The organism is Bradyrhizobium sp. Ken64 (assembly GCF_055807555.1).
This window is the reverse complement of the sequence record NZ_JBVVPA010000037.1, coordinates 18,544-40,427: the sequence shown is the minus strand read 5'-3', so window position 1 is coordinate 40,427 and position 21,884 is coordinate 18,544. Positions and strand designations below refer to the sequence as shown.

Sequence of the window (21,884 nt, the reverse complement as noted above, 5' to 3'; positions counted from 1 at the left end):
TGGCTCGCTTCATTTGTCCGTCCTTCAGAAGGCCGGACTCTAACTTCAACTGGAGGAAATCGGCAGGGGCAGGTCACGCATTCGACAAATCGCGTATTCCAGATCAGCGAACCGCTGAAGCCCGGCGGATTCGGGAGGTCGCGCCCGTCCAAAGGCGTTGCGCGATCAGGCCGGTAGTCCACGGCGAAGTGAAAACGGGGATCAAACCGCGAGTCATCGGCTGGAAGTGGAATTTGCTGGGAGCTGAAAGACGTTGCGTTGTTGAACAAAGTCCCGAAGAGAAAGCGGATTGCGACCCGCTGAATCCTTTCAGGAACAGGATTTCCCCATCGACCGGCGCATGCGCAAGCGCCCACTTATCTTCCGGGATTGGCGCGCTTTTATGCGGCTTGGTCGTCCAAACCTGCGGATCGATAAGACTTGCGGCCACGTCGAAGGGCCACTCGCAGGCGTGGAACGGATTCGTCGCGCGATAGACGTCCTCATTATCGAGGAACTGGTGTCCGAGGGAGTTTTGAGTCAGGGCTCGGGCAACGTGTTTGTTGGTCAGGAGGTAGCGCTGCCGGCATAGCTCGATGTAGTAGCCTGTTCCCCAGGCTTCGCCGTTATCGTAATCGATCACCTTTGATATCGGCGTTGCGAATTGTTTCGTGAATTCCTGCATCTCCTGGGTTACGCGCGTCACGTAGGAGTCCCATTCTTCCCTCGGGATAGGCACACGTCCATTCTCGTCAGCAACTTCGTCAGTCATGTCATGTATCCCCCGTTCGCATCGGTTGTAGCACAGAGGCGCATCCGGCGAAGTCGGACCGGGCTCTAGGCGCAAGCGCCTCAAGCCGCAAAGCGTCTTGGCCTCCGGTGACGATCCCTCGCAAGAAATAATGTACCCCTCGCCGGGGGCACTCGGCCCAGGATCCCGCCGTCATGAAGCATTCCGGCGTCGCTATCACTGCCCCTGTCCGGGTGCCCTTTTAACCGGTCTCGAGGCCGCACTCGTCTCGCGTCCCGCTAGGGGGCGGCGCTATGCTGACGCTCTTCGGGTGCGCTCTCTCGTTGGGAAGACTACGAACTGAGGCCGCGCGATGCGACCGAGTCTTGAGCTGCATCTCTCGCAGAATCTCCGCCGATCGTCGTCTCGGCCGTTGAAAATTCAAACTGTGACGAGCAAGCCAGACTTCGATCTCGTTCATCGTCTTTGTCCCGATACCCGGTTGAGCAAGAATCGTGATGTAGTCCAGCTTTGCGACCGCAGCCGGAGTAACCGTGGGTCTCTTGAGCGCGACTTGCAGGGCTGCAACGGCGCGTTTGCTTAGATCCGTAGACATATCTCAAGCTAGCAAATCTGCATCTCTCTTCAAATGGAAAGAGAAAGGACAGCCTAAGGCTGACTTCCTTCACTAGAAAGTTGGGGCTTGTAGCCCCCAGACCGTCAAGGCCAAGCCCCCATGAAGAATGGGGGCGGAAAACGGCGGACCGTGTAGTCGCCCCCAAAAGGAGGGGGCTCCGGCCCGCACCACTCCGCTCGTTTTCCGGCCTGTGACGGCCAACGCCCGCTCATCGGCGCTCGCCTAGCGCCGGTTGCATGTGCAACCGGCAAACTAGGAGAGAAAGATGAGAACCGATGTTTATGAGAAGATCACCAATCAGATCGTTTCGGCATTAGAGAATGGTGTCAGGCCTTGGCACCAGCGGTGGAAGGTCGAGCATGCCGCCGGACGCATCACGCGGCCGTTGCGAGGGAATGGCGTTCCCTATCAGGGCATCAATGTCCTGATGCTGTGGTCGGCAGCCATGGAGAAGGGCTACGCTGCGCCGATCTGGATGACCTTCAAGCAGGCGTTGGAATTGAAGGCGCATGTTCGCAAAGGCGAGCAAGGCAGTCTTGTCAGGTACGCGGACAAGATAATCCGCACAGAGACGGACGAACGTACCGGCGAGGAGAGCGAACACGCGATCCCCTTCATGAAGGGCTACACCGTTTTTAATATCGAGCAAATCGAAGGATTGCCCGAACGCTATTACGGCAAACCGCAGGCCCCGTTGGGCAGCGTTGAGCGCATCGCGTATGCCGAGAGTTTCCTTGCGGGAACGGGCGCGAACGTCATTCATGGCGGTAGCCGAGCCTGCTATGTGCCATCGACCGACAACATCCATATGCCTTGTATCGATTTCTTCCGCGACGCGGTCAGCTATTACGCTGTGCGCGCCCACGAAACGGTTCATTGGACTCGGCACGAAAGTCGCCTCAACCGTGAATTTGGCCGCAAGCGATTTGGCGATGAAGGTTATGCCATGGAAGAACTCGTCGCCGAGCTTGGCGCGGCCTTTCTGTCCGCCGACCTCGCGCTGACGCCCGAGCTACGCGACGACCACGCCGCCTATATCTCGTCATGGATTAAGGTCTTGAAGAACGACAAGCGGGCGATTTTACTGCCGCCTCGCACGCGCAGCGGGCGACGGAGTTTCTGCATGGATTGCAGACACCCGTCGCGGAGGTGGTGGCGGCATGAGTCCGATAGCCTGATCTGGCCCGTTGCCGAACATATGCTATGTTCGGCAACGGGCCAGAAAGGAAGCAATTCAGCCATGGCTGACGTGCCGAAGCTTGCGGAAGCATTATCGAACCTAACGATGCTCGAAGCCATAGAACTCGCCGAGATTTTGAGGAAGAAGTGGTGACCGCCAGAGGTTTCTCTGGCCGACATCAAGCGTGACCTTCCGCATTGGCCGAACGAAGTCATTGAATCGTGGCTGTTCTACCTTGCGAACCGCGGTGATACGGGTTGGCCTCCGCCGGAGCCGCTCGGCAGTCACGCGTGGGCGGCTATTCTCGGATTCAGACCGCTTTCATGGTGGCGTGAGGTTAGCTGGAAGCGCGAAAAGACAGACTGCGGCTTTTCAAATCTTTGTCAGGGTACCAAGGCCATTGCGGCGCAGATGCTGATGGAGAAAGCGAGCGGCACCATCGATGAGGAGACAGGGAAGCGGTTCAAGAAAGGCGCCGATTACCTGATGAAAAACGGCGAGTTCGAAAAGCCCCTGATTGCTATGAGGCTCCCCGACGGACTGAGTATTATCGACGGCAATCACCGGATAAGCGCATTCTGCGGCCTGCAAGAGACGCCTGCCGAATCGCTGGAACAGCGCGGTCTGAAGAAACCAGCGCCCGAGCAAGACCTATGGATCGGGACGCACAGTCGTGGCGAGGTGCCGCTAGATTTTCCGGCCGACGTTTAGGCCGCGCCGTCTACGCCGTCGCTATCCACCGCCTTGATGGCAAGCTTTGCAAGTTCATCGCGGAGGAAATCGAGATCACAGCCGGGACCGGGAAAGATCTCTGTGACAGTGCCATCAGCCATGGCTTGCCGAAAATCAAAACCAAGCTGAAGGCCGGGAGGAAATTCCATTTTTGAGCCGTCGGCCAAAACATAGTGCCCTATGCCAAGCGCCGAAAGTGCAATACGCATCTCGCGCTCTTTGGCGAAGCTTTCGTCCTTGATGTACGTGTACCGGATGGGGTTGGGCATCCGCCCGATAGTTTCTCGTGCCGTATCCCATGGCATGTACTCCACGATGCCATAGTTTACGGAAAGGATCTGCTTGCAGCGGGCGCCCTGGTATTCGAGACCATTCCCATTCTTCATGGTCTCGTTGATAATGGCGCGCAGTTTCGTGAAATCGAAGGCCACGCCAACCTTTCCACGTTCGCTGCCATTCCCATACTCGCTCCATATATGGTCGGAGCTCTCCAGCGAGAAGCAGCACGCATAAGTCCGGTTCCGGGATCGGTCGTAGTAATCCGCTCCCGAGAAGTCGGGAGCTTTTTCGAACCGAGCCGCCGTATTGGCGGCACGATCCTGGCGCAATTGCTCGCCGTCGTGCTGATCGGCGTTCGGGAAATCCTTGTAGCTATCGACCCGGTTGAAATAGAGATACCGACCGCTCACCGACCGGAGTAGGTTCTCGACCGTCATGATCTTGTAGAGACGCTGGCCGTTGGGCGGCGCGGTCAGCAAGCCGGCCTGCGGCTCGATCGCTCCGAGCGCAGGGTCAAATGGGATGTCATTTCGGTCGTCGTCCGACATGGCTGGAGTGTGCAGAACGGGCCGAGCGGGTCAATAGCGAAGAGCATTCTGTCAGTGCGTTTTTGCCTGACGCGCGTGACCATTGTCGTCGATAACGGCATAGGGCTCGACGTTCATTGGCTGCTACGACGAGCCGATCATGTTCACCGTCAAGGGGGTCGCAGACACCTTGGTGGCACGTTCGCTGATTAGCGGAAAAAAGCACGACCTTAACAAAGCGACGTCCTTCGCCGCTGCCGCGGTGCGATATGCTCCGCAAGGAAAATTAAAAGCAGAGTCTTGGGCGACTCTCGGGACAGCAACACAAGAAGCCGGCGAGGTTTCAGTCGCCGTTCCGGCTTATAAAGCCGCTCTTGATGAAGGCGCGCCAGCGTCGTGAATAGCTAAAGATCTCCTCAAGGCAAAATCGTCGCTCGGACAGCGTCCGCAAGCGGATCTCACAGCTGGATACTTCGACGACGGCGCTCGTGCAGCATTGACGAGTATTGCAGCCGACTCTCCAGAAGCGAATTCGTCCCTGACAGGCCTATATAAGGAATTTGGCAGCGCAGTCGGGAAGATTGAAGTTCAGTGCACCCGAAGTGACCGAATGGAGAAAGCAGAAGGGACTTTCTTCTTGCTATCCAAAGATGGATACGCACTAACTGCCGCGCATCTATTTGGCAGCGAGAGCTGTCCAAATATTTGAATTTTGGTGCGGCTGGGCTCCTCAGCACCACCTAAGCTAGCAACTCTAGTAAATCTAGATAAACAGAACGATGTGGCGCTGATCAAAATGCCCGGAGGCTACACGCCAGCGAAGCTATCTCACGGGACAATCGCTTCAGGCGATCCCGTAGCTGCGTTTGGTTTCCCAACAAGTCAAGGTTTCGCAGTCACAAAGGGAGCACTCGCTTCGGCAAAGACGCCAAGTGGGCAGGTGCCTCTGAACTCCGGCTTGTCGCCTGGATTTTCTGGAGGTCCGATTTTCGACAGCCATGGACAAGTGATGGGAATCGCTATCGCTCCGCCCGGGACGACATCTACTGCGGTTGTTGTGCCCATTGAGTCGGCGAAGTCGCTGACAGCGACTATCGGCATTTTTCAATAGTGCTTGCATTCATGCATGCGGTAAGGCGTAATCCGCGCCCCTACAAGTTAAACAACAAGAAGAGGAGAAAATCGCATGACTGCAATCATGCTCACCCGCATCGATGATCACCGCGGTATGGCACGGTTTTATCAGCTGGATATGCAGCCGACCCTGTTCGGTGAATGGTCATTCGTGCGCGGGTGAGGCCGCATCGGTCGAGCTGGCACCGTCTGGCGATCATGCAATACGAGGAACCGCTGATCTCGATGGCGATAAGTTGGACTCGACGATTGAAGCGGGGCTATCGCTAAGCCGCTTTTATTAAGCCGCCGAGGCGCTGTCAGTTTTGGCCGATTTGCTCTTGGCTCTGCTGGACTTTGGCGATGGGGAGGGATCGGACTTCCTCAGGATGGAGGTCTCGGTGCTGAGCAGCAGCTGACGGGCATAGGTCCGCGACGCTTCCTCAACCGCTGTTTTTGTTGAAAAAATCGCCAAGTAGGCGGCATGCAGGAGGGCGATGACGAAGACCGGCATGACATCAAGAACCGTCTGAGTCGGCCATGGATAGAGCAGATAAGCCAAACATCCCGCCACAATCACCACGTTGAGCGCGAGGGCAGGCCACTTAAGCGCATAAAGGTTACGTCGGTATCCGTAAGTGACATTCTCGTTGAAGAGGATCTCAAATTTCTTCTTGTTACGCGTGTTTTCGCGGAGCCAATCCCCGGCGCGCTTATAGAAGCCATCAGCCGCCTCAGGATCTGCCGCTTCCTGCGCTGCTGTTGGAGCTGCTCCTGACAGTTTTGACGCCAAGAAAGCGTGCATGCGTGCTTTAGTTGCCGCGTCGAAACTGACGTCGCTGTGGCGGAGCATCGTTATGCTGGGAAGTCCGCCCATCTCCATGATGAGGCGGGGCTCGATCGCCTTACCTCGCCGCCTGGCAACGTCTGCGAGCACCATCAAGAGCACTGTCAGGGCGGTGCCGGCAATTGCCTGTACTAGCCTGACTTCCTTGCCGGCAATAATGACCCAGGCAAGCGCGAGCGCCGGAGCCGCCGCAATAATGGCCGGAAACAGACGCGCATAGAGGGTATACTTGTCGAAATTGGGCAAGAACCTATTCATCGTCCACGACCGCCTTAAACGGGATAACATAGGCGTTCGAGACGCCTGGCCTGCGGTCGTAGCCGCGCACGAGGTTGATCCAGCCCTTGTGGGTCGCGCTCACCTCGTAACCACGACTGGTGAACGCGTTGGCAACTTTGGTTCGCGGATAGATCCCTTCGTTTTTACCGACCGATGCGACGGCGTACCCCTGACCTTGAGCCGGATATTTACCAAGCCAGCGGTTGAGCACCGTCGGTGTCACGTTGCGGCGGCTACCGTGGTGGGGGATCTGCACGAGCGTCGGCTGTGTGAATAAGCTGATGGACTCGACATAGTCGGCCGCCTCAGCCAGGCCTTCCGGCCCGACGTCTGCGGTCAGCAATATGCGCTCTTCGCCGAAGGAGCCCCACTGGACCACTGAGGTCTCGTTGGAGGCAGAAGTGGACGGAGGATGGTCATCGAGCGTCTCGTAGTCCAGGCGTTCCAACACCTTCTCCGCGACGTCGGTTACGGACTTGATGAGAGAACCAAATATCCCTTTTGATTCGCTCGCGTACGACTGCGGTGTTTTATCCAGGTCGGGTATCAGCTTGATGTAGCGCTCGCGGCTGGGCGCGAGCACGGTAAACGGCCCGATCTTCGCGCCTTGTAGAGGTGCCCTAACGGAAATGCCGCGCTTTGCCGCGATCTTCTCCATTTCGACGAGGTAGGGATGCATATCGCGCATCTTCTTGATCAGTCCGTCACGCGTGTATTTGCCGTGGAAGCTGTCGATCACGTCGTCAACGTAATCCCAGGGCCGGTTCATCCAGAGGTTCAGGACCGTGAAGTCTTCATGTTCGAGCACCTTGATGAGACCCGTGGCATGGTCATTGTCAGCGTGCGACAACACCACGTTGGCGAGCTTAGCCTTCTTGGCGTAGTACTCTTTAATATGGTCGATGATCTGATCGCCGGTATCTGTAAACCCGCCGTCGATCAGGTGGAGGTAAAAGTCGCCGTCTTTGGTGTCGCCGTATTTGACGATGATGGCGTCGCCGTTGCTGTCTCCGGCGCGAAGAAAATCGATCTCAAATGGCACCAGGCACACTCCTACGTTCGGCGCCGCCTTACGGGCAGGCCGTTGATTAACCTTGGCACTTCGGAAGCTTGGCGGGTCGCCCCACCGCTTGCTGGGCATGTGGGAACTGGGCGGAACCGCGCAAGGTTGTATGACAGTTTTTTTCTAATTTTTATCGCTTGACGCGTTTCCGAATCTTATTATTCGAGTCGGATAGGACAGAGCTTCTGTCTGAGTCGCGAACAGACTAACGGCTCGCTCGGCTCAGCACCCAACCCTCGGCGTCGATCGCCTGCATCAGGTTGATGCAGGCGACCTTGATGGCATTGCAGACGCCGGGGATCTTGCCGAGTCTGCCCTTTCCAGTTTCTTCGGTGATCACCGTGTATCCGAACTCCCTTGCGGATCGGCAAAGATACGCCGGGATCCTGCAGGCTGAGCTCGACCGGCAGGCCGCGCTTGTGCTGGTGATGGCGCCTGCCCGCGCCGAGGCTATCGAGCATCTGGTCGTCTCGCTGAGGCGGATAGTCTCGGGACGATCGGCAAGTCCAGCGGTGCGTCAAGATCCCAACGGGGGTCGCTTCTCGGTCGTGTTCGGAGAGGACACGACAAGAATTACGTGTACTTGATGGCGAATTCAGCAAAGCGTCCTTGAAGCGGAACAGGGACAAAATGTTTTCCAGGGAACCAGATCCACCGGCGAACAGATGATGCTCGAGGCGCCGAGCGGTTTCTGCAGGCCTATTTTCCTCGAGCCCAAGCCGGCGGTGCAGCCTCGACGTCCAGATTGTCAGGGCTGGAAAGTAACTCGGCATCTTCCGGTGAGGTACTTGCATTCCGATCTTGCGGGTTCGACGGAAGAAGCGGCTGGCTCTTGGGGTGATGAGGATGAAGTCTCCGCGCGCGGGCTCATCGGCCGAAAAGGAGAGAAAATGGGGCGTTGCCGTCGCGTGAGCAAGGCGCTTGGTCGGGCTCGCCACTTCCGGGTTGGAGGTTGCGGCGCGGCGCTCGAAGCCGGTGCCGCATTTCGCAGAATAGACGGCCCGGTCGCTTTAGAACGCGGCTCCCGCGACTGAGGAGGTCGCTCAAGCTTAGTTCTGTACGAAATACCAAAGGGGCGCGGTCTGCGAAGTGGATAACGCGTTAGGCGTGTTGAATATGGGGCCGAATCCGTACCACTTGCGTGCACGAATGCAATAGCAAAACGATCATTTGCGTTTCCGGGTTGAGGAGCGTCGAAGATTGTGTGCCTGGGGGAGCATAGTGGCGAATATTGGGATTGTGTTCGAAATCGATGACAGCAGAACCGTTGATGAAAACTTGTCGGCGCTCTCGACCGCGCTCAAGCGGATCGACGATCCCCTGGCAGACGTCCTGTCGGGGGCACTGTCAAACCTCAGCCTGGACATCGCTCTCGATCACGATGCGCTCCTGGACGCCTTGTATGCGGCGACCTCGCCTGTCGAACCCCAGCAGACCGCCTCTGAGGAAAGTCCTGCACGATGAGCGGCTGGTATCTTCAGAAGGTGTCCATCGAAGGCTTTCGTGGCATCAACAACGAGGGGGCGCCTCTCGTCCTCAAACTCAAGACGGATTGCGTCAACTCCATCTCCGCGCCAAACGGAGTGGGAAAAACATCGATCTTTGATGCGGTGGTCTACGCGATCACCGGCCGAATTCCCAAACTCGATGATCTACCCGCGACCGAAAAAGGCTCGTCTTACTATCTGAACCGCTTCCATGCGGGTGGTCTGGGAACGATCACCCTGACCCTTGTGCCTGCCGGTGGCGGCGCCGACGTCGATGTGACCGTCCGGCGCGATGCCGCCGGCGCGCGAACCGTTGCGGCTAGCACAGGTGCAGACGGAAATGCGATCCTGGCGGACCTCAATCGCGAGTTTGTCCTTCTCGATGGAAAGACATTTCAGGACTTTATCGATCTTGCGCCCCAGAAGCGCGGCCGGTCCTTCGCGGGGCTGCTGGGGCTGAAGCGTTACTCGTCGCTGCGACAAGGGTTGGCCTCGCTGACAAACACGAGGGCATTCAACAATCACTTTGGCCTCGCCGGCAAGGAAGCCAAGAAAAACAGTGCGGCCGTCTCCGTCCTGCGGGCCCGAGCCAATATCAAGGAGGCCTTCACAGCGCTGGTCGGCGACGAGTACGATCCGGCCGAAGCCGAGGCGACGATGCTAGCGAAAGCGCATTCCGCCCTCAGTGGCATCGAACTGCTCAAGCCTCTCTGCGATGGGCGGACATTCGAGCAGATCGATCCTTCGAGCTGCGTTGATGCAGCGAAAGCTGCTGAGGGAGGTGAGGCAAGGGCAGAACTTGCGAAAATCCTGCGCGACGAGGCGATGTGGTCAGAGGCCGTGAAAGCCGCGCCATGCGAACAGCATGCTAAGCGCCTCGTGGAATTGGCCGATGCTCGCGACACGGCCTTGACACTTACGCAAGGAGATCTGTTTCGCCAGCTCTATGGCCTCAGCGAAACCATCCTTGCCGATGACAGTTGGGCGGACAAGTGCCTCTGCCCGACATGTGATCGATCCGGCCCCGATTCGATTCTCGACCAGGTTCGCGACAAGAACGCGGCGTTTGAAGCCGTGGAGACGGCTTCTGCCAATCTGGCTCGCGAGTGGACCGAACAAGGCTGGAATCAGCTTGACGAGCTGGAACGCTTGGGCCGCCAGGACGATGAGCAGGCCCAGCTCGCCGAGGCAAAGGATGCCGGCCTGAAGGGCGCGCTGGACGGGACGCGCGCACGCGCGCTTTCCGAATGGCTGAGGACGCTCAGCGAGCGCGCGGTCGCCAATGTCAAAGAGTTGACCGGCAGGAAACTCGCCCTGGAAAAGAGCCTTCCCGAAAAGCTCACCGCTGTGGTGGAGAAGGCTGAAGCTGCACGCCGCCTCCAGAGCAATTTGTCGGACTTGCGCGCCGCGCTGAGAGAGCAATCTGCCATCGCGGCAGAGCTTGCGCGAATTGCTCGGGTCAAGAGCTTCCTTGACACGGCCGGCTCATGCTTCGCAAGTGCCGAGTCCGCGGCAAGCGCGCGTAGGCTCGCCGCGATCGAACCGGTCAGCCGAAATATCTTCGCAGCGATCATGTACACCGATGTCGTGCCGTCCCTAAGGAAGCGCGCCGGCAGCGAGGATCTGTCCATCGCGCTGGCGCAGTTCTGGACACTGCCGGACATCTCAGCCCAGGCCGTTCTCTCCGAGAGCTATCGCAACGCCTTCGCGATCAGCGTCTATCTGGCGGCCGCCTCGCTTTATGGCGGGGGCGCCAAGTTCCTGATTCTCGATGACGTCACATCGAGCTTTGATTCCGGACACCAGTTCCATCTGATGAACGTGATCAAAGGACAATTCGCCCGGCCCGGAATCCCCGATGGCCCGCAGGTCATCCTTCTCAGCCACGATACCGTGCTCGAGAAGCTGTTCAACACAAACGCCAATGACGGCGGCTGGTGGCATCAGTGCATTCAGGGCACGGCACGCACATCGGTACTGCCGCAGTCGGGCGCAATCCATAAGATCCGCGATGCGACTCACGCCTTTCTGGATACCGGAAACACCGATGATGCCGCTCCCCGGATCAGACAGTACCTCGAATTCAAACTCGAGGAGGTCATCTCCAGAGTCGGCATTCCCGTGCCTATCAGCATTGCCTTCAATGACGACAAGCACATGGCGAAAAACCTGATCGACGCCATCAAAGCAGCCGTCGAACTCCATGATGCGGCTCGCCGCCTGGTTCTGGAGCCTGCCCAACTCGCCGGCCTCAACACCTCGGTGGCAACCATCGTCAGCAATTACCTCTCGCATTGGTCGACCGGACAGACCCATGCCTTCACGGCACCGTCCCTGAAAGGAGTCATGCAGGCAATCGAGAATTTCGCGGGTTGCTTTCAGTTCGAGCATCCGGCAGGCTCGAGCCAATACCGCTACTACCGGTCTCTTAGCCAGAGGATGTGAGAATGGTAGGGCGGCTCGAGCCGGCCGTAAGATCATCGTGGCGCGACTTGTTATGACATCGACCGTCGAGGAAAGTTAGCGTGTCCTCGCCGCCAACACTTACTGCCTTCGACGGGGCTCAGGCCTGGCGCTTAGAATATGATCGCGCCCTGAGCACAATTCCAAGTACGCGTCTCGCAAGTCCCATTCGTTGCAACCGATCACTCATGCCACTCACCCTCGAAGAGCTTTCCCATCAGAGCCAACTGAAATCTGCGTTTCAGGCCGAGAAGAACGCGCACAAGCTGGAAAATCTCGCGGCCGGACTTGTGGGCCGGTTGCTCGGCATTTCGATTGCGGTGGCCAAGTCAGGTTTTCAACATGGTGGCGATGCGGGCACGGTCGGCCAGCAGGATCGCCGGTTCCGCTTGGAGTGCAAAGAAATATGGCGACGACACCAGCCTGAGCGATCGCGAACTCCTTGGCGAAATCGATCACGCGCTGGCGCGCGACGAGGCGCTGGAAGCATGGGTCCTGATTGCGACGCGCAGCGTTCCCGAGCAGCTCGCCCAGGACCTGGTGCAAAAGGGCGAACGGCTTGGCATTCCCGTTATCGTCATCGACTGGAAGGACCATGATCCCGCGCCGCTCGCTGCCTTGTGCGCATTTGGCCCGGATCTCGTGCAAGCCGAGTTCTCCCAAGAAGCTGGCAATCATGCACGTCACCTGCAACCTGCCATGGGTGAGGCCATCGCTAGCCTGCGCCGAAATCTGCAGGTCTGGTCCCTGGGCTTCGAAAGCCTGCGATCCGAATCGCGCCGCAAGCTGCGGGACATCTGGACCTCGCATCGCGTTTCGAACGCCGAACTGGGGCAGGATGCAGCAGGAGGTGCTCAGCAAAAGAGGGTTCGGCGCCAGCGGGTTAATGATGCGCTGGATGCCTGGTGGCGGGGTGCTGCCGTTAGCGACGCGCCGGCGGCGATTATCGGGTGGGACGGCGTCGGGAAGACGTGGGCCGCGCTCGATTGGCTGACCGACCGGGTGCGCGAACAGCCGATTGTCCTCACCGTTCCCTCCTCCGCGCTTGCCGGTCTGACCGGGATCTCGGAATCGACCATCAAGCGTTTTTTGGCCGAGCGGCTCTGCGAGCTTACCGGAACGCGCGATCCCGAGCATTGGTTGCGTCGGCTTGCCTATCTGCTCAAACGGCCGAGGGAAGAGGGGCCCGTTTTTACCGTGCTGTTCGACGGCCTCAATCAGGAGCCCTCGGTTCCTTGGCTGACGCTCCTCAAGGCCATCCAGGGCGTGGCCTTCGAGGGGCGGGTACGCGTGATCATCAGCACGCGCAGATATCATTTTGAAGACAAGCTCTCGGGTCTTCGCGGGCTTGTCGTTGCGGCAGCGCCCGTCGCCGTCGACGTCTATGATACTGCTTCAGGCGGCGAGCTCGACCAGATGCTTGCTTTCGAGAAACTTGCTCAGACAGATTTACATCCCGACCTCATCGAACTTGCCCGCACGCCGCGCTTGTTCAAGCTTGTCATCCGCTTTCGCGATCGGCTCGTGGAGGCAGGCCAGGTCACCGTCCATCGGCTGTTGTGGGAATATGGGCGGGACACCTTCGGTGATCGCGCCGGCAAATCCTTCAGCGAAAATGAGTGGCGTGCATGGCTTGCTGAAGTCGCCGGACGCTACCGCGGCGGTATTCAGGAATTCTCGCTCAAGAGCCTCGGCGAAACGGCAAGCCGGCCCGATCTCTCCCAGCGGGAGGTGTATGCCCGGCTGAGCGACATCATTGACGGTCGCTTTGCACGGCCGGGACCCTCGGGCGCAATGCAGCTCAGTCCGACCGTCGTAGCTCACGCGCTCGGGGCCGCGCTGCTTGCACATCTCGATGCAATGGATGGTGCGACCTTCGCTGCGGCCGAAGCCGAGGTCACGCAATGGCTGGATCCGATCGCCGGCCTTGATCAGCGCGCAGAAATTCTCCGCGCGGCCGTCTCGATCCTTGTCGAACGGGGAGGCCCGTTCACAACGCGCATCGGAGGTGTTCTTGTCACGGCGTGGCTGCAAACCCAGAACGTCACCGATAGCCACCGCCGAGAGCTTGCGAGCCTGGCACCGAGCATTCCAGACGCCCTTCTCGATGCCGTGGAACAGTCGGACGCGCACGCACAGGCATCCGCGCGAATGTGGGCGATCAACGCGCTTCGTGCCATCCCGCGAACCGAAGGCGCGCAATTGACCGTGATCGTGGCGCGGGTCCGTGCCTGGTTCTTGATCGTATCGCGCGAAATTGACAACAGGCCGGACGCAAACGCCGATTTCGAGCGGCGTCGTGCGGAGCGTTACCGCGGCCGTGTCGGGATCGATTCATCCGGGCCATTGACGGTGCTGGGCGTTACGCTTCGTCTCGTCGACCGCGACGATGGCAGGCTGCAGGCCGCGGCGCCTTCGATTCTCGAAGGGTTTCCTCTATCGAAGATCATGCCGTGTTTCGAAGCCATCGCGGTTGCTTCGGCGGTTCGCGGACACGCCGATGGCTGGCAGGGCCTGAAATGGCTTTGCTACTTGAATGAGCTCGATCCCGAACCCACAGCTGTTGCCCTGCGCGGCCTGTCCGGGGATATCCGCTCGCGCGTGCCCGAATCCGGCATTCATCCGCAGCTTCCTGCACGGGCCGCGGCGCTCCTGCTCTGGCTCAGCGGACAGGAAGCTGACGAGGAATGCGCCGCTAGTCTCGACCCGGACATCGACCGGCACTACACCTACGAGAAAGACTACTTGCCGAACCCGAGCCGGAGTTTCTTTGCGCTTGAACGCCGGCACGCGCATGTTGCGCTTGAGGACAAGGAGCGGCCTCTCCATACCCGGTTGCAGCGTACGGGCGAGCTGTGGCTTGATCCAACCTTTCAGCCGCCAACCGGATTCGTCGAGGAATTGCGTTCCGCCGCTGCCGGCTTCGACGTGGCGAAGCTCCACCGCCAGACGTATGCCGGAAGAATTGTTCTTCGAACAACTCCAACCTGCACTCGCGCGATGCGCTCCGGACGCTCTCGCCGATTTGCTACGCCGCAAAATGGAAAGCTTCGCGTCCTGTCCGGCGGAGTCACGCTATTGGAGCGCCATCCACGCCACCGAGGCTTTCATCCTGGCGGGGACGGCGGAGGCGCAGGCAGCACAGGCCTTGCGCCTGAGCGCGCACGAGACAGACGAGAATAATGATGCGATCGCGGCCAGCGAGCTGCTCAAGATCGAACTGCAGTCACTTGATGATGTACAACCTCAGTACGATAGGCTCATTGCGGCCGATCTCAGATTCATCCCTGCCGATTTTGCCGAGGTCATACGAACTCCGTCCTCGGCGGACGTTGACACCCTGATTGCGCGGTACGGCGCGGCGCCTGCCAAGCAGCCGCGTGATCTCGTCGTACTCTTGTCGGTTCACCCGGGCGGCTTTAGCGACAGCGCTTGGTCGTGGCTGATAAGTTTGATCGACCAGCCCGATCATGAGCTGGAAGGCGTGCTGTTTCGGTTGCTGACGCTAGCCGATGCCGCTCGGTTTGGGCGATATCTTGCCGCAAAGGCCTGGGCCTGGAGCCCGTCGGCTGATGTCTGGGTCAACCACTATGGCACTGGCGCACTTATCAGGGCCGAATCGGCTCTGCCCTTTGACCAGTTGGGGCCGCGGCTTGCGCCGTGGCGCCTGCTGGAAGCGGCTCGCGTCCGCGGCGCCGATCCCACTGAGGTGCGGCTTGCTGCCGAGATCTTCGGTCACGTGCTTGCCGCCAATAAAATCGCAGAACCGGACCCGGGTTCGACACTCACGGTCGACCGGACGGAGAAGAGATTCACACCGTTCTTCGTTTCCGTGCAGCTGAGGCCAGATCCGCAGGACCGAAGTAGCCCAGCAGCGATCCGCGCTGCGCTCGATGCCGATGCGCGCATCAAGGCTCACCAACGTGCGGTAGAGACCGCAACAGCCCGCATTGAGGAAGCAAGGCAATCAGGAGCGAGCCTCTATCTCACCAATATTGATGCCGTCGATCTGGTTCCTGTGATCCAGCATGCATCCGACATGATCGATCGCTGGCTGGAAGGCTCGGACGACATCGATACGGATTTCCGCAGACGCGTGCGCCTTGCGGAGACTGCGTTCCTTGCGCTGTGTGAGGCGCTGCTCATTCAAGATCCCACGCGCGGTGTCGCGCTGTGGCGCGCACTGCGCAGGACCGTGACAACACGCTACATCGGTCCGGCTGGTGTGGACGAGATATTGCATGTCGTGTTTCGCGTTCCCGATTCGGCGCCCCTCGCCGCGCTTCGGGACGAACTTGTAAGCCTGCCGTGCTGCCATTCAGATCAAAATCTCTTCGATGTCGCTTTGGCGGCGTCGTACAATGGCAAGGCCGCCTGGATCGCCGATATTGCGGCTGCAGATCATGCCTCGTCGCTGGCTTGGCGGCAGCGACGTGGCGCCCTCCTGGACGGGCTCGGCACCGGTTATGCGCTCCCTGTCCCGGACGCCTGGCCCGAAGGCCAAATGCGCACGGATAGTGCCGATCTGCGCGCCAAACCGCGCTAGGCCCGAATGCCAAAGGCGGTGAGGCTATCACACTTGTGGATTGACTAGACGGGGTTGGTCGCAGCGTCGCCGAGAGGCCCGTGAACGAGCGAGGGCGAATGCCTCTTGAGGCACGGTCGAGCCAAAGAAAAAGCCGCCAGTGAAGCTGGGCGGCTTGATAGTCCCGGACCGTCGATTGCTTCCCCAGCCCCAAGCGTACCGCCGTTACCTTGTTTGCGGCCATGCCAGCGCGATCTACCGAGCGCTTTTCGATTCGGCCATCAATCGGCCGAGTTGTACGCCGGGCTCTTACAGCGCCGGCAAGGTTTCAAAGGAGGTGGACGGGAAGCGCACCCGCGCGGTGTCGCCGGCCGCAACCGCTCCACCGGCCCGAACCACTCCCAGCACCCCGCATTTGAATGGAGGCCCTGTTTCCGCCAACGAGAGCACGTGCCGTTTCAGGCCAGCTCGGAAGCGGTCGATTAGGACACAGGGCGTGCGGAGGCCTGTCAACTCGATGATCGCCGTGGGCCCGAGCTCGATCAGCGTCCCGAGCGGCATCAGTTCGAGATCCAGTCCGGCCGTGGTGATGTTCTCGCCGAGGTCTCCCGCTGCGACTGCGAAGGCAGCTTCCAGGAGGTGCGCAAATCGCTCGGATGGGATCAGGTGAACCTGCCGCAGATTGGGAAGCCGGGGCTGGCGACGGGCGAGGTATCGGTGCCGGACGAAGGCGCCGGCGTGGGCATCGCCGTCGACACCGTGACCTTCCACCAGCACGATCCGTTCCCGTGGCGGCTTGCTGAAGTGGTGGCCGCGATCGGCGGCTACCGCAACCACCCTTCCCTCGAGTGAGAGGTCGTGCGGGTGCGACATCAGGCAGCGCGGGCAAGCGAACGCCGCTTTTGGCGCAGGTAGCGTGCGATTTCGGGAAGCGGCATCGCGTTCAGGACCCGGTCGGCGGGTACGCCGCCCTTGCGAGCCATCTCGACGCCCCAGTGCATGTGGTCGAGCTCGGGAATCGAGTGCGCGTCCGGATTGATGCTCAGCATGCAGCCAAACTCGAGCGCAGCCCGGTGCCAGCGCCAATCCAGGTCGAGGCGCCATGGATGCGCGTTGATCTCGACAACGACGTCATGCTTTGCACATGCCCGAAGCACCTTCTCGATGTCGATCTCATAGCCCGGCCGCCGCTGCAGCTGCCACCCGGTCATGTGGCCGATGATGGTAGTGTGAGGATCGGAAATGGCCCGAAGCAGGCGCTGGGTCTGCGCCTTGCGGTCCAGCTTGAAACGGCCGTGGATGCTGGCGACCACGAAGTCGAAACGTTCAAGCACCTCGTCGTCGTAGTCGAGCGACCCGTCAGCCAGAATGTCCGACTCGATGCCCTTGAGGATCCGAAAGTCCTTACCGAAGCGCTCTCAAGCGGTCGGCTCCCCTGTGCTGCTGCACGATCTCTTCGAGGGAGAGACCGCCGGCGTAATGGGCGGACTTGGAATGGTCGGCGACGCCAAAATACTCGAAGCCGCGCTGACGGGTCGCCTTCGCCATCGTCTCCAGGGTCTCTGTCCCATCGGAAGCATCGGTGTGGCAGTGCAGGATTCCGCGCAGGTCCTTGTCGGTCACAAGCTTCGGCAACTTGCCCTTCAAGGCCAGCTCGACCTCGCCGCGGCCCTCCCTGAGCTCGGGATCGATGAAGGGCAGCCCGAGAGCCTGGTAGATGTCAGACTCCTCGCCGGCGATCAGTGTGCGGCCCTTGTGCAGGCCGTGAGCGTCCAACCGCATGCCCTTCTCGGCGGCCAAGGCTTGGAGCTGCTCGATGTGAGCGGCGCAGCCGGTGGCGAAGAGAAGGGCGGCGCCGAAATGTTTGCGGTCGGACACCCGGACTTGCAGTCCTTCGGACGATGGCATCGCTGTCTCGTCCGACTTGGCAGCCTCCGCAACGATGGCGAGGTCGGCGACGAGTTCGCAGCCTCGACGGAAATCGCCAGCGATCGTCACGCGCTTGAGTTCGGGGCGTGCCTTGCGAATGGATTCCTTCGCGTGCGCGAGCAAGGCGGCGGCTCGGTGCAGGTGAAGGCGGCCTTCTCCGCTTTTGGCGATTGCGAGATTTTGCAGGATCTTGGTCTGCAGCGCGGCACCGAGTCCTTTCGCCTTCTTGATGCGATCGTCCTTGGCGGCGGCCTCCAATTCCGCGAGGGAGGTGACACCGAGATCCTGGTAGAGCCGCAGCACCTTCTCCGGACGCAAACCCGGTACAGCCAGCAGCTCAAGCACGCCCCCGGGGATCTCCTTCCGCAGCTTTTCGAGGCCGGGATGATTGCCCGTCTTGTGAAGCTTGGTGATGATGTCGGCTATCGCGTCGCCGACGCCCGGGATCTCCGTAAGACGGTCTTCGGCGATGAGCACGTCCAGAGGAACGGCAAGGGTCGCCAGGCTGTCTGCGGCTCGCGAGTAGGCTTTCGCCCTGTAGGGATTGCCGCCTCGCAGGGCGGTACGCTGCGCGTACTCTCGCAGGAGACTTGCTACACCGCGAGTGTCGAGCGAAGGCATCAGCGAGCCTCCCGGTCGACGCTTTGCGGCGCCGCCGAAGTAAGGCGACCGCCGGAGCGGCCACTTGGCTGGCGATCGAGAGAGCTCTCAAGCTCCTGGGCTGCGCGGAAATCGTTCAGGTGCTGGATATTGGGGCCGTAGGCAGCTTCCTTCTTGAGGAGATTGTAGATCCGTCCGGCCACCAGCTGCAGATGCTTCATCCTGCCTGTCGGCATGGATCTCGCTTTGCAGAGAGCTCGCACCGCGTAGGCCCGAAAGTAATCGAATGCGTCTGACATGCCAGGTAAACGCCCGCTATCGACCGGAGTTCGATGCGACAGGGATTGGCCTTTTTGGCACTGCACTAAAGGCGGGCCGGGTCGCTCATATTCGAAAGCTTGAGAACCAGCGAGATCGTAGGAACTCCTCGCCACCTTCGAAGTTGCGAGACTCGTTGAGTAAGGTAAGTAAACTGCCCGCCACCGGCCCCAACCCGGCGGCGGGTTTTTTTTGTGAGTTGCGTAGCGTGGCGAAGCGTACAAGAGCGGCGCCTCCGGCCGAGAAGCCAGAAGCTCCTCAGATGCCGGGGTTCATCAGCCCCCAACTGGCGACCCTGAAGATGAAGGCACCTTCGGGATCCCAATGGATTCACGAAATCAAATACGATGGGTACCGCATCCAGCTCCGAATCGACGGCGACGATCGCCGGGCCTACACCCGCAACGGCTATAACTGGGTCAGCAAGTTTTCGAGAATAGCTGCCGCCTTCGATATCGAGGGGCAGGCCATTGTCGACGGCGAAGTCGTCGTCATCCATGAGGGTCGCACCAATTTCTCCGAGCTGCAGGCGGACCTCGGCAGAGGCGACCAGGACCGCCTGATCTTCTTCGCGTTCGATCTGCTGTGGCTCGATGGCAAGGATTTGCGGAAGGAGCCGCAGCTTGAGCGGAAAAGGCTGCTCAAGGAGTTGATCGAGGAGCACAGGCTCCAGGAGCCCATCTTCTTTAGTGAACACCATGAAGGGGACGGGCAGGCGCTGTTCGTTGCCGCCAGCAAGTTGAACTATGAGGGCATCATCTCAAAGCGCGTGGATGCGCCGTACCGATCGGAGCGGGTCGAAGCCTGGCAGAAGATCAAGGTCGTTCAGAAGGGCAAGTTTCCCGTGGTCGGTTTCATCAAGGACCCATCTGGCGTGGCCGCACTCTATCTGGGCAAGAAGGAAGGCAAGGATCTCGTCTACATGGGGAAGGTCGGCACGGGATGGAGCCGGACCACTTCGGCGCATATCCGCAAGGCGCTCGATACCGTAGTCAGCCCGAAGCAGAGGCTGACGAAAACCATCAGGAAGCCGAAGGCGACGTGGGTCGAACCCAAGTTCTATGCCGACATCGAGTACCGCGACATCACCTCCGAAGGGCTCCTTCGAGCCAGCTCGTTCAAGGGACTGAGCAAAGGAACGGGCCGTTCATAGCGGCGTTTTCCCGTGAGTATGTGGAGTACCGGTCATGGATCCGGAACGGCGAGTTGCGAAGGCCCTGGAAGACGCTCAGGGCATCCTGGCCCGATATGTCGAGCTTGGCCCCAGAGATTGCGAGCAAACCATAAACCAGCTGCTGGATGTGCTTGACGACGAGGCCTTCGTGCAGGCGCTCAAGGATTCGAAGATGGAAAAACCAACTGCAGAACAACTCGCCGAGCTCAAGAGGCTCAGCGCGATCGCTCGGGTGCCGGATGAATCGGAGATCGTCACTTCGAAGGAGGAAGCCGAGATCCGGATCCGCGACCTGAAAGACAAGGCTCGGATGGAATGATGCCTGAGAAGCCCGCGAATGGCATGGAGCCCAACGCTCCGAGGACGACATTCGGCGCGATCAGCTGGGTCCGCGCGGCGTAACCTGCAAGGAAAGTCCGACGAGGGTGACACCTCAGCTGGAAAAGAAGACGCCCGAGGACGTCGATCCCGGACATCCGGCATGAACTCGATGGACACGTTCGATCCCGATATGACGTGTCGCGTGCACGATGGTCTCAACGACCAGATCATCGAATGGAGCCCTCATTGGGCTTCGATGTACCGCGAGCATGCGTCGAGATGGGATGACGGCGTCATTTCCTGGGACGGTCTGCTGCTCGATGGATGGGCGCCAATCGTCCATGGTCATCCTTGTGGCCACTGAGATGCGGCCTACAAGGAACGGAACCCGTGAATCCTTGCAGCGTTGCATTGCCATCACTTCTAAAGAGGAGGAGCCGATGGCCGCAGCGAAGAAGAAGACCGCGCGTGGACGCAAACAGGATCGCGCCCGGGTCGCGAAAGGGCAGGACCACGAAGTCCGGTATGAAGCACAGAAGACTGGCCGCTCGGCCTCTGCGGTGAAGAAGGCCGTCAAGAAGGTCGGTAATTCCCGCAAGCGCGTGGAGAAAAGGCTGGCCCGCTGATATGGAAAGCCGGGCTGGCATTTTTGGGTCCAGCACCAGCCCTTCTAATCTGGAGGGCACTCCGGGCAGGTGTCGCCAATCGAGTCGAGCAAGTCGCGCACCTCGGCCACCGCTGCATCGGGGGAGACGCCTGCCGGCGGGGCGCCACGGGCGATGTCAAAGGCCCGTTCCCGTGCATGGGGATCGGCGCGATCCTGCATCCAACCGTGCTCCTGGCACTCGCGAATAGCGCCCGCTTCCTGAAGCACGTGGACCGCCCAACCGCAGGGTGCGGATCGGCGGCCGTCTCTGCTTGGTCATCAGCATTCAAAGGTTCTCCCACGCTGAGACGAATCGTTTAGTCCCGCAGACGTTCCCCATCGCTATGGCCGGGCGCTCGGGTGGGCAAGAACGAACTGAAGAAACCGTTTTCCCGATGCTTCAGACGTCCGAGCTCAGGTGGTCGCTCCTTGTCCGTTTTGCGCGTGCGGCTGTCGCCGCACCGGGCTCTCGTGAACCGAGCCGCGCAGCGTCTCGGCCTTGCGGCTTCGATCCCTCGCGCACGAGCAGATCACGCTTTGCGGGCAGAAACGAAAAACCGGACCTTTATGCAGCAGCCACCTGCACAAAGGTCCGGCCTTATCTTAGCGTGCCGCGATACCGAACGGCTGCAAAGGACGCTTCATATCCTTTGGAAGGTCTCGCTTTTCATCCGGGTTGCGACCCGGAGACGGCACCAGATCAGTAGCCGATACGACTACTTCTTTTTCTTTGAAGTCTTCTTTGCCACCTTCTTGGTAGCTGCCTTCGCGGTCTTCTTTGCCTTCTTCGCTTTCTTGGCCATGTCGTCCTCTATAAGAATTGGCTCCAGTGAACATGCCCACGCCGTGCATAGACATGCGCACGAGTGAGACGGTATCACAAAAGCAAATTGATACCAAGCAGACGTGAAGCCGTATTGAGTCGCTCGCCGGAGGCACTCGCTCTCGGGTCGCGCCGTCATTGCATTCCGGCGTCGCTATCGATGCCCGAGCTCGGGTGTCTTTTTAACGGGTCTCACGACTGCACTCGGTCCCGGGTCTCGCCGCTACGCGTA

Annotated in this window: 20 protein-coding genes and 3 pseudogenes; 13 read left to right on the top strand and 10 right to left on the bottom strand. The window is 59.9% G+C overall.

Translation table 11 applies throughout. The features are described from left to right. Positions 1-103 precede the first annotated feature (103 nt). Complete coding sequence (locus tag AC0L2F_RS33495) at positions 104-751, bottom strand: hypothetical protein (protein WP_473251287.1); 648 nt, start codon at positions 749-751, stop codon at positions 104-106. A gap of 860 nt (positions 752-1,611) precedes the next feature. Here AC0L2F_RS33495 and AC0L2F_RS33490 point away from each other — a divergent pair. Beyond that, positions 1,612-2,510, top strand: a pseudogene (locus AC0L2F_RS33490) (ArdC family protein). A 427-nt stretch (positions 2,511-2,937) separates the two neighbouring features. Beyond that, complete coding sequence (locus AC0L2F_RS33485; RefSeq protein ID WP_473251286.1) at positions 2,938-3,237, top strand: hypothetical protein; 300 nt, start codon at positions 2,938-2,940, stop codon at positions 3,235-3,237. Here the strand turns inward: AC0L2F_RS33485 and AC0L2F_RS33480 are convergent. Continuing rightward, positions 3,234-4,085 carry a hypothetical protein gene (locus tag AC0L2F_RS33480; protein ID WP_473251285.1) on the bottom strand — a complete coding sequence of 284 codons (852 nt, stop codon included), beginning with the start codon at positions 4,083-4,085 and terminating at the stop codon, positions 3,234-3,236. The two genes, AC0L2F_RS33485 and AC0L2F_RS33480, sit on opposite strands and share 4 nt — an antisense overlap. 139 nt (positions 4,086-4,224) lie before the next feature. Between AC0L2F_RS33480 and AC0L2F_RS33475 the strand changes: the two genes are divergently transcribed. From AC0L2F_RS33475 to AC0L2F_RS33465, 3 genes are all read left to right on the top strand, one after another. Further along, complete coding sequence (locus AC0L2F_RS33475; RefSeq protein ID WP_473251284.1) at positions 4,225-4,464, top strand: hypothetical protein; 240 nt, start codon at positions 4,225-4,227, stop codon at positions 4,462-4,464. 315 nt (positions 4,465-4,779) lie between these two features. Next, on the top strand, positions 4,780-5,175 hold the full coding sequence (locus tag AC0L2F_RS33470) for a trypsin-like peptidase domain-containing protein (protein ID WP_473251283.1): 396 nt from the start codon (positions 4,780-4,782) through the stop codon (positions 5,173-5,175). A 75-nt stretch (positions 5,176-5,250) separates the two neighbouring features. Further along, a complete protein-coding gene (locus tag AC0L2F_RS33465) occupies positions 5,251-5,361 on the top strand; it encodes a WGR domain-containing protein (RefSeq protein WP_473251282.1) in 111 nt (36 codons plus the stop codon). Between the two features lie 117 nt (positions 5,362-5,478). On the opposite strand, the gene AC0L2F_RS33460 is transcribed toward AC0L2F_RS33465, so the two are convergent. The 3 genes from AC0L2F_RS33460 to AC0L2F_RS33450 all read right to left on the bottom strand — a co-directional run bounded on the left by AC0L2F_RS33460 (position 5,479) and on the right by AC0L2F_RS33450 (position 7,751). After that, positions 5,479-6,270, bottom strand: coding sequence for a hypothetical protein (locus tag AC0L2F_RS33460; protein WP_473251281.1), 792 nt, complete (start codon positions 6,268-6,270; stop codon positions 5,479-5,481). Positions 6,271-6,274: 4 nt separating this feature from the next. Next, positions 6,275-7,345 carry a ComEC/Rec2 family competence protein gene (locus AC0L2F_RS33455; RefSeq protein ID WP_473251280.1) on the bottom strand — a complete coding sequence of 357 codons (1,071 nt, stop codon included), beginning with the start codon at positions 7,343-7,345 and terminating at the stop codon, positions 6,275-6,277. 226 nt (positions 7,346-7,571) lie between these two features. Continuing rightward, on the bottom strand, positions 7,572-7,751 hold the full coding sequence (locus AC0L2F_RS33450) for a DUF4411 family protein (protein WP_473251289.1): 180 nt from the start codon (positions 7,749-7,751) through the stop codon (positions 7,572-7,574). Positions 7,752-8,587: 836 nt separating this feature from the next. Here AC0L2F_RS33450 and AC0L2F_RS33445 point away from each other — a divergent pair. The 4 genes from AC0L2F_RS33445 to AC0L2F_RS33430 all read left to right on the top strand — a co-directional run bounded on the left by AC0L2F_RS33445 (position 8,588) and on the right by AC0L2F_RS33430 (position 15,862). Then, positions 8,588-8,830 carry a hypothetical protein gene (locus AC0L2F_RS33445; protein WP_473251279.1) on the top strand — a complete coding sequence of 81 codons (243 nt, stop codon included), beginning with the start codon at positions 8,588-8,590 and terminating at the stop codon, positions 8,828-8,830. After that, positions 8,827-11,298: an ATP-binding protein gene (locus tag AC0L2F_RS33440; RefSeq protein ID WP_473251278.1), complete on the top strand. Its 2,472-nt coding sequence runs from the start codon at positions 8,827-8,829 to the stop codon at positions 11,296-11,298. Before AC0L2F_RS33445 ends, AC0L2F_RS33440 begins: the two co-directional genes overlap by 4 nt. 360 nt (positions 11,299-11,658) lie before the next feature. Beyond that, complete coding sequence (locus AC0L2F_RS33435; protein WP_473251277.1) at positions 11,659-14,499, top strand: hypothetical protein; 2,841 nt, start codon at positions 11,659-11,661, stop codon at positions 14,497-14,499. Continuing rightward, positions 14,465-15,862 carry a hypothetical protein gene (locus AC0L2F_RS33430; protein ID WP_473251276.1) on the top strand — a complete coding sequence of 466 codons (1,398 nt, stop codon included), beginning with the start codon at positions 14,465-14,467 and terminating at the stop codon, positions 15,860-15,862. The genes AC0L2F_RS33435 and AC0L2F_RS33430 overlap by 35 nt, the downstream gene beginning before the upstream one ends. Positions 15,863-16,150: 288 nt before the next feature. Here AC0L2F_RS33430 and AC0L2F_RS33425 read toward each other — a convergent pair whose 3' ends face one another. The 3 genes and pseudogenes from AC0L2F_RS33425 to AC0L2F_RS33415 all read right to left on the bottom strand — a co-directional run bounded on the left by AC0L2F_RS33425 (position 16,151) and on the right by AC0L2F_RS33415 (position 18,591). Next, positions 16,151-16,678: an MOSC domain-containing protein gene (locus AC0L2F_RS33425; RefSeq protein WP_473251275.1), complete on the bottom strand. Its 528-nt coding sequence runs from the start codon at positions 16,676-16,678 to the stop codon at positions 16,151-16,153. Between the two features lie 35 nt (positions 16,679-16,713). Continuing rightward, positions 16,714-18,391: pseudogene (locus AC0L2F_RS33420) on the bottom strand (PHP domain-containing protein). Next, positions 18,391-18,591, bottom strand: coding sequence for a hypothetical protein (locus AC0L2F_RS33415; protein ID WP_375864892.1), 201 nt, complete (start codon positions 18,589-18,591; stop codon positions 18,391-18,393). Before AC0L2F_RS33415 ends, AC0L2F_RS33420 begins: the two are co-directional and overlap by 1 nt. 65 nt (positions 18,592-18,656) lie before the next feature. Here AC0L2F_RS33415 and ligD point away from each other — a divergent pair, with 65 nt between their 5' ends. The 4 genes from ligD (at position 18,657) to AC0L2F_RS33395 (ending at position 20,809) form a co-directional block, all read left to right on the top strand. Beyond that, the gene (gene ligD / locus AC0L2F_RS33410) at positions 18,657-19,841 is read left to right on the top strand and encodes a non-homologous end-joining DNA ligase (protein WP_473251274.1); all 1,185 of its coding nucleotides are present in this window, start codon (positions 18,657-18,659) and stop codon (positions 19,839-19,841) included. 34 nt (positions 19,842-19,875) lie between these two features. Then, positions 19,876-20,181 carry a hypothetical protein gene (locus AC0L2F_RS33405; protein ID WP_473251273.1) on the top strand — a complete coding sequence of 102 codons (306 nt, stop codon included), beginning with the start codon at positions 19,876-19,878 and terminating at the stop codon, positions 20,179-20,181. 162 nt (positions 20,182-20,343) lie between these two features. Next, on the top strand, positions 20,344-20,547 hold the full coding sequence (locus AC0L2F_RS33400; RefSeq protein WP_007594562.1) for a hypothetical protein: 204 nt from the start codon (positions 20,344-20,346) through the stop codon (positions 20,545-20,547). A gap of 76 nt (positions 20,548-20,623) precedes the next feature. Continuing rightward, positions 20,624-20,809, top strand: a complete 186-nt coding sequence (locus AC0L2F_RS33395; protein WP_219685431.1) for a DUF3606 domain-containing protein — start codon at positions 20,624-20,626, stop codon at positions 20,807-20,809. Positions 20,810-20,853: 44 nt separating this feature from the next. Here the strand turns inward: AC0L2F_RS33395 and AC0L2F_RS33390 are convergent. Both AC0L2F_RS33390 and AC0L2F_RS33385 read right to left on the bottom strand, forming a co-directional pair. After that, positions 20,854-21,115 (bottom strand): annotated as a pseudogene (locus tag AC0L2F_RS33390) (hypothetical protein). Positions 21,116-21,432: 317 nt separating this feature from the next. Then, positions 21,433-21,666, bottom strand: coding sequence for a hypothetical protein (locus AC0L2F_RS33385; RefSeq protein WP_473251272.1), 234 nt, complete (start codon positions 21,664-21,666; stop codon positions 21,433-21,435). Between the last annotated feature and the right edge of the window lie 218 nt (positions 21,667-21,884).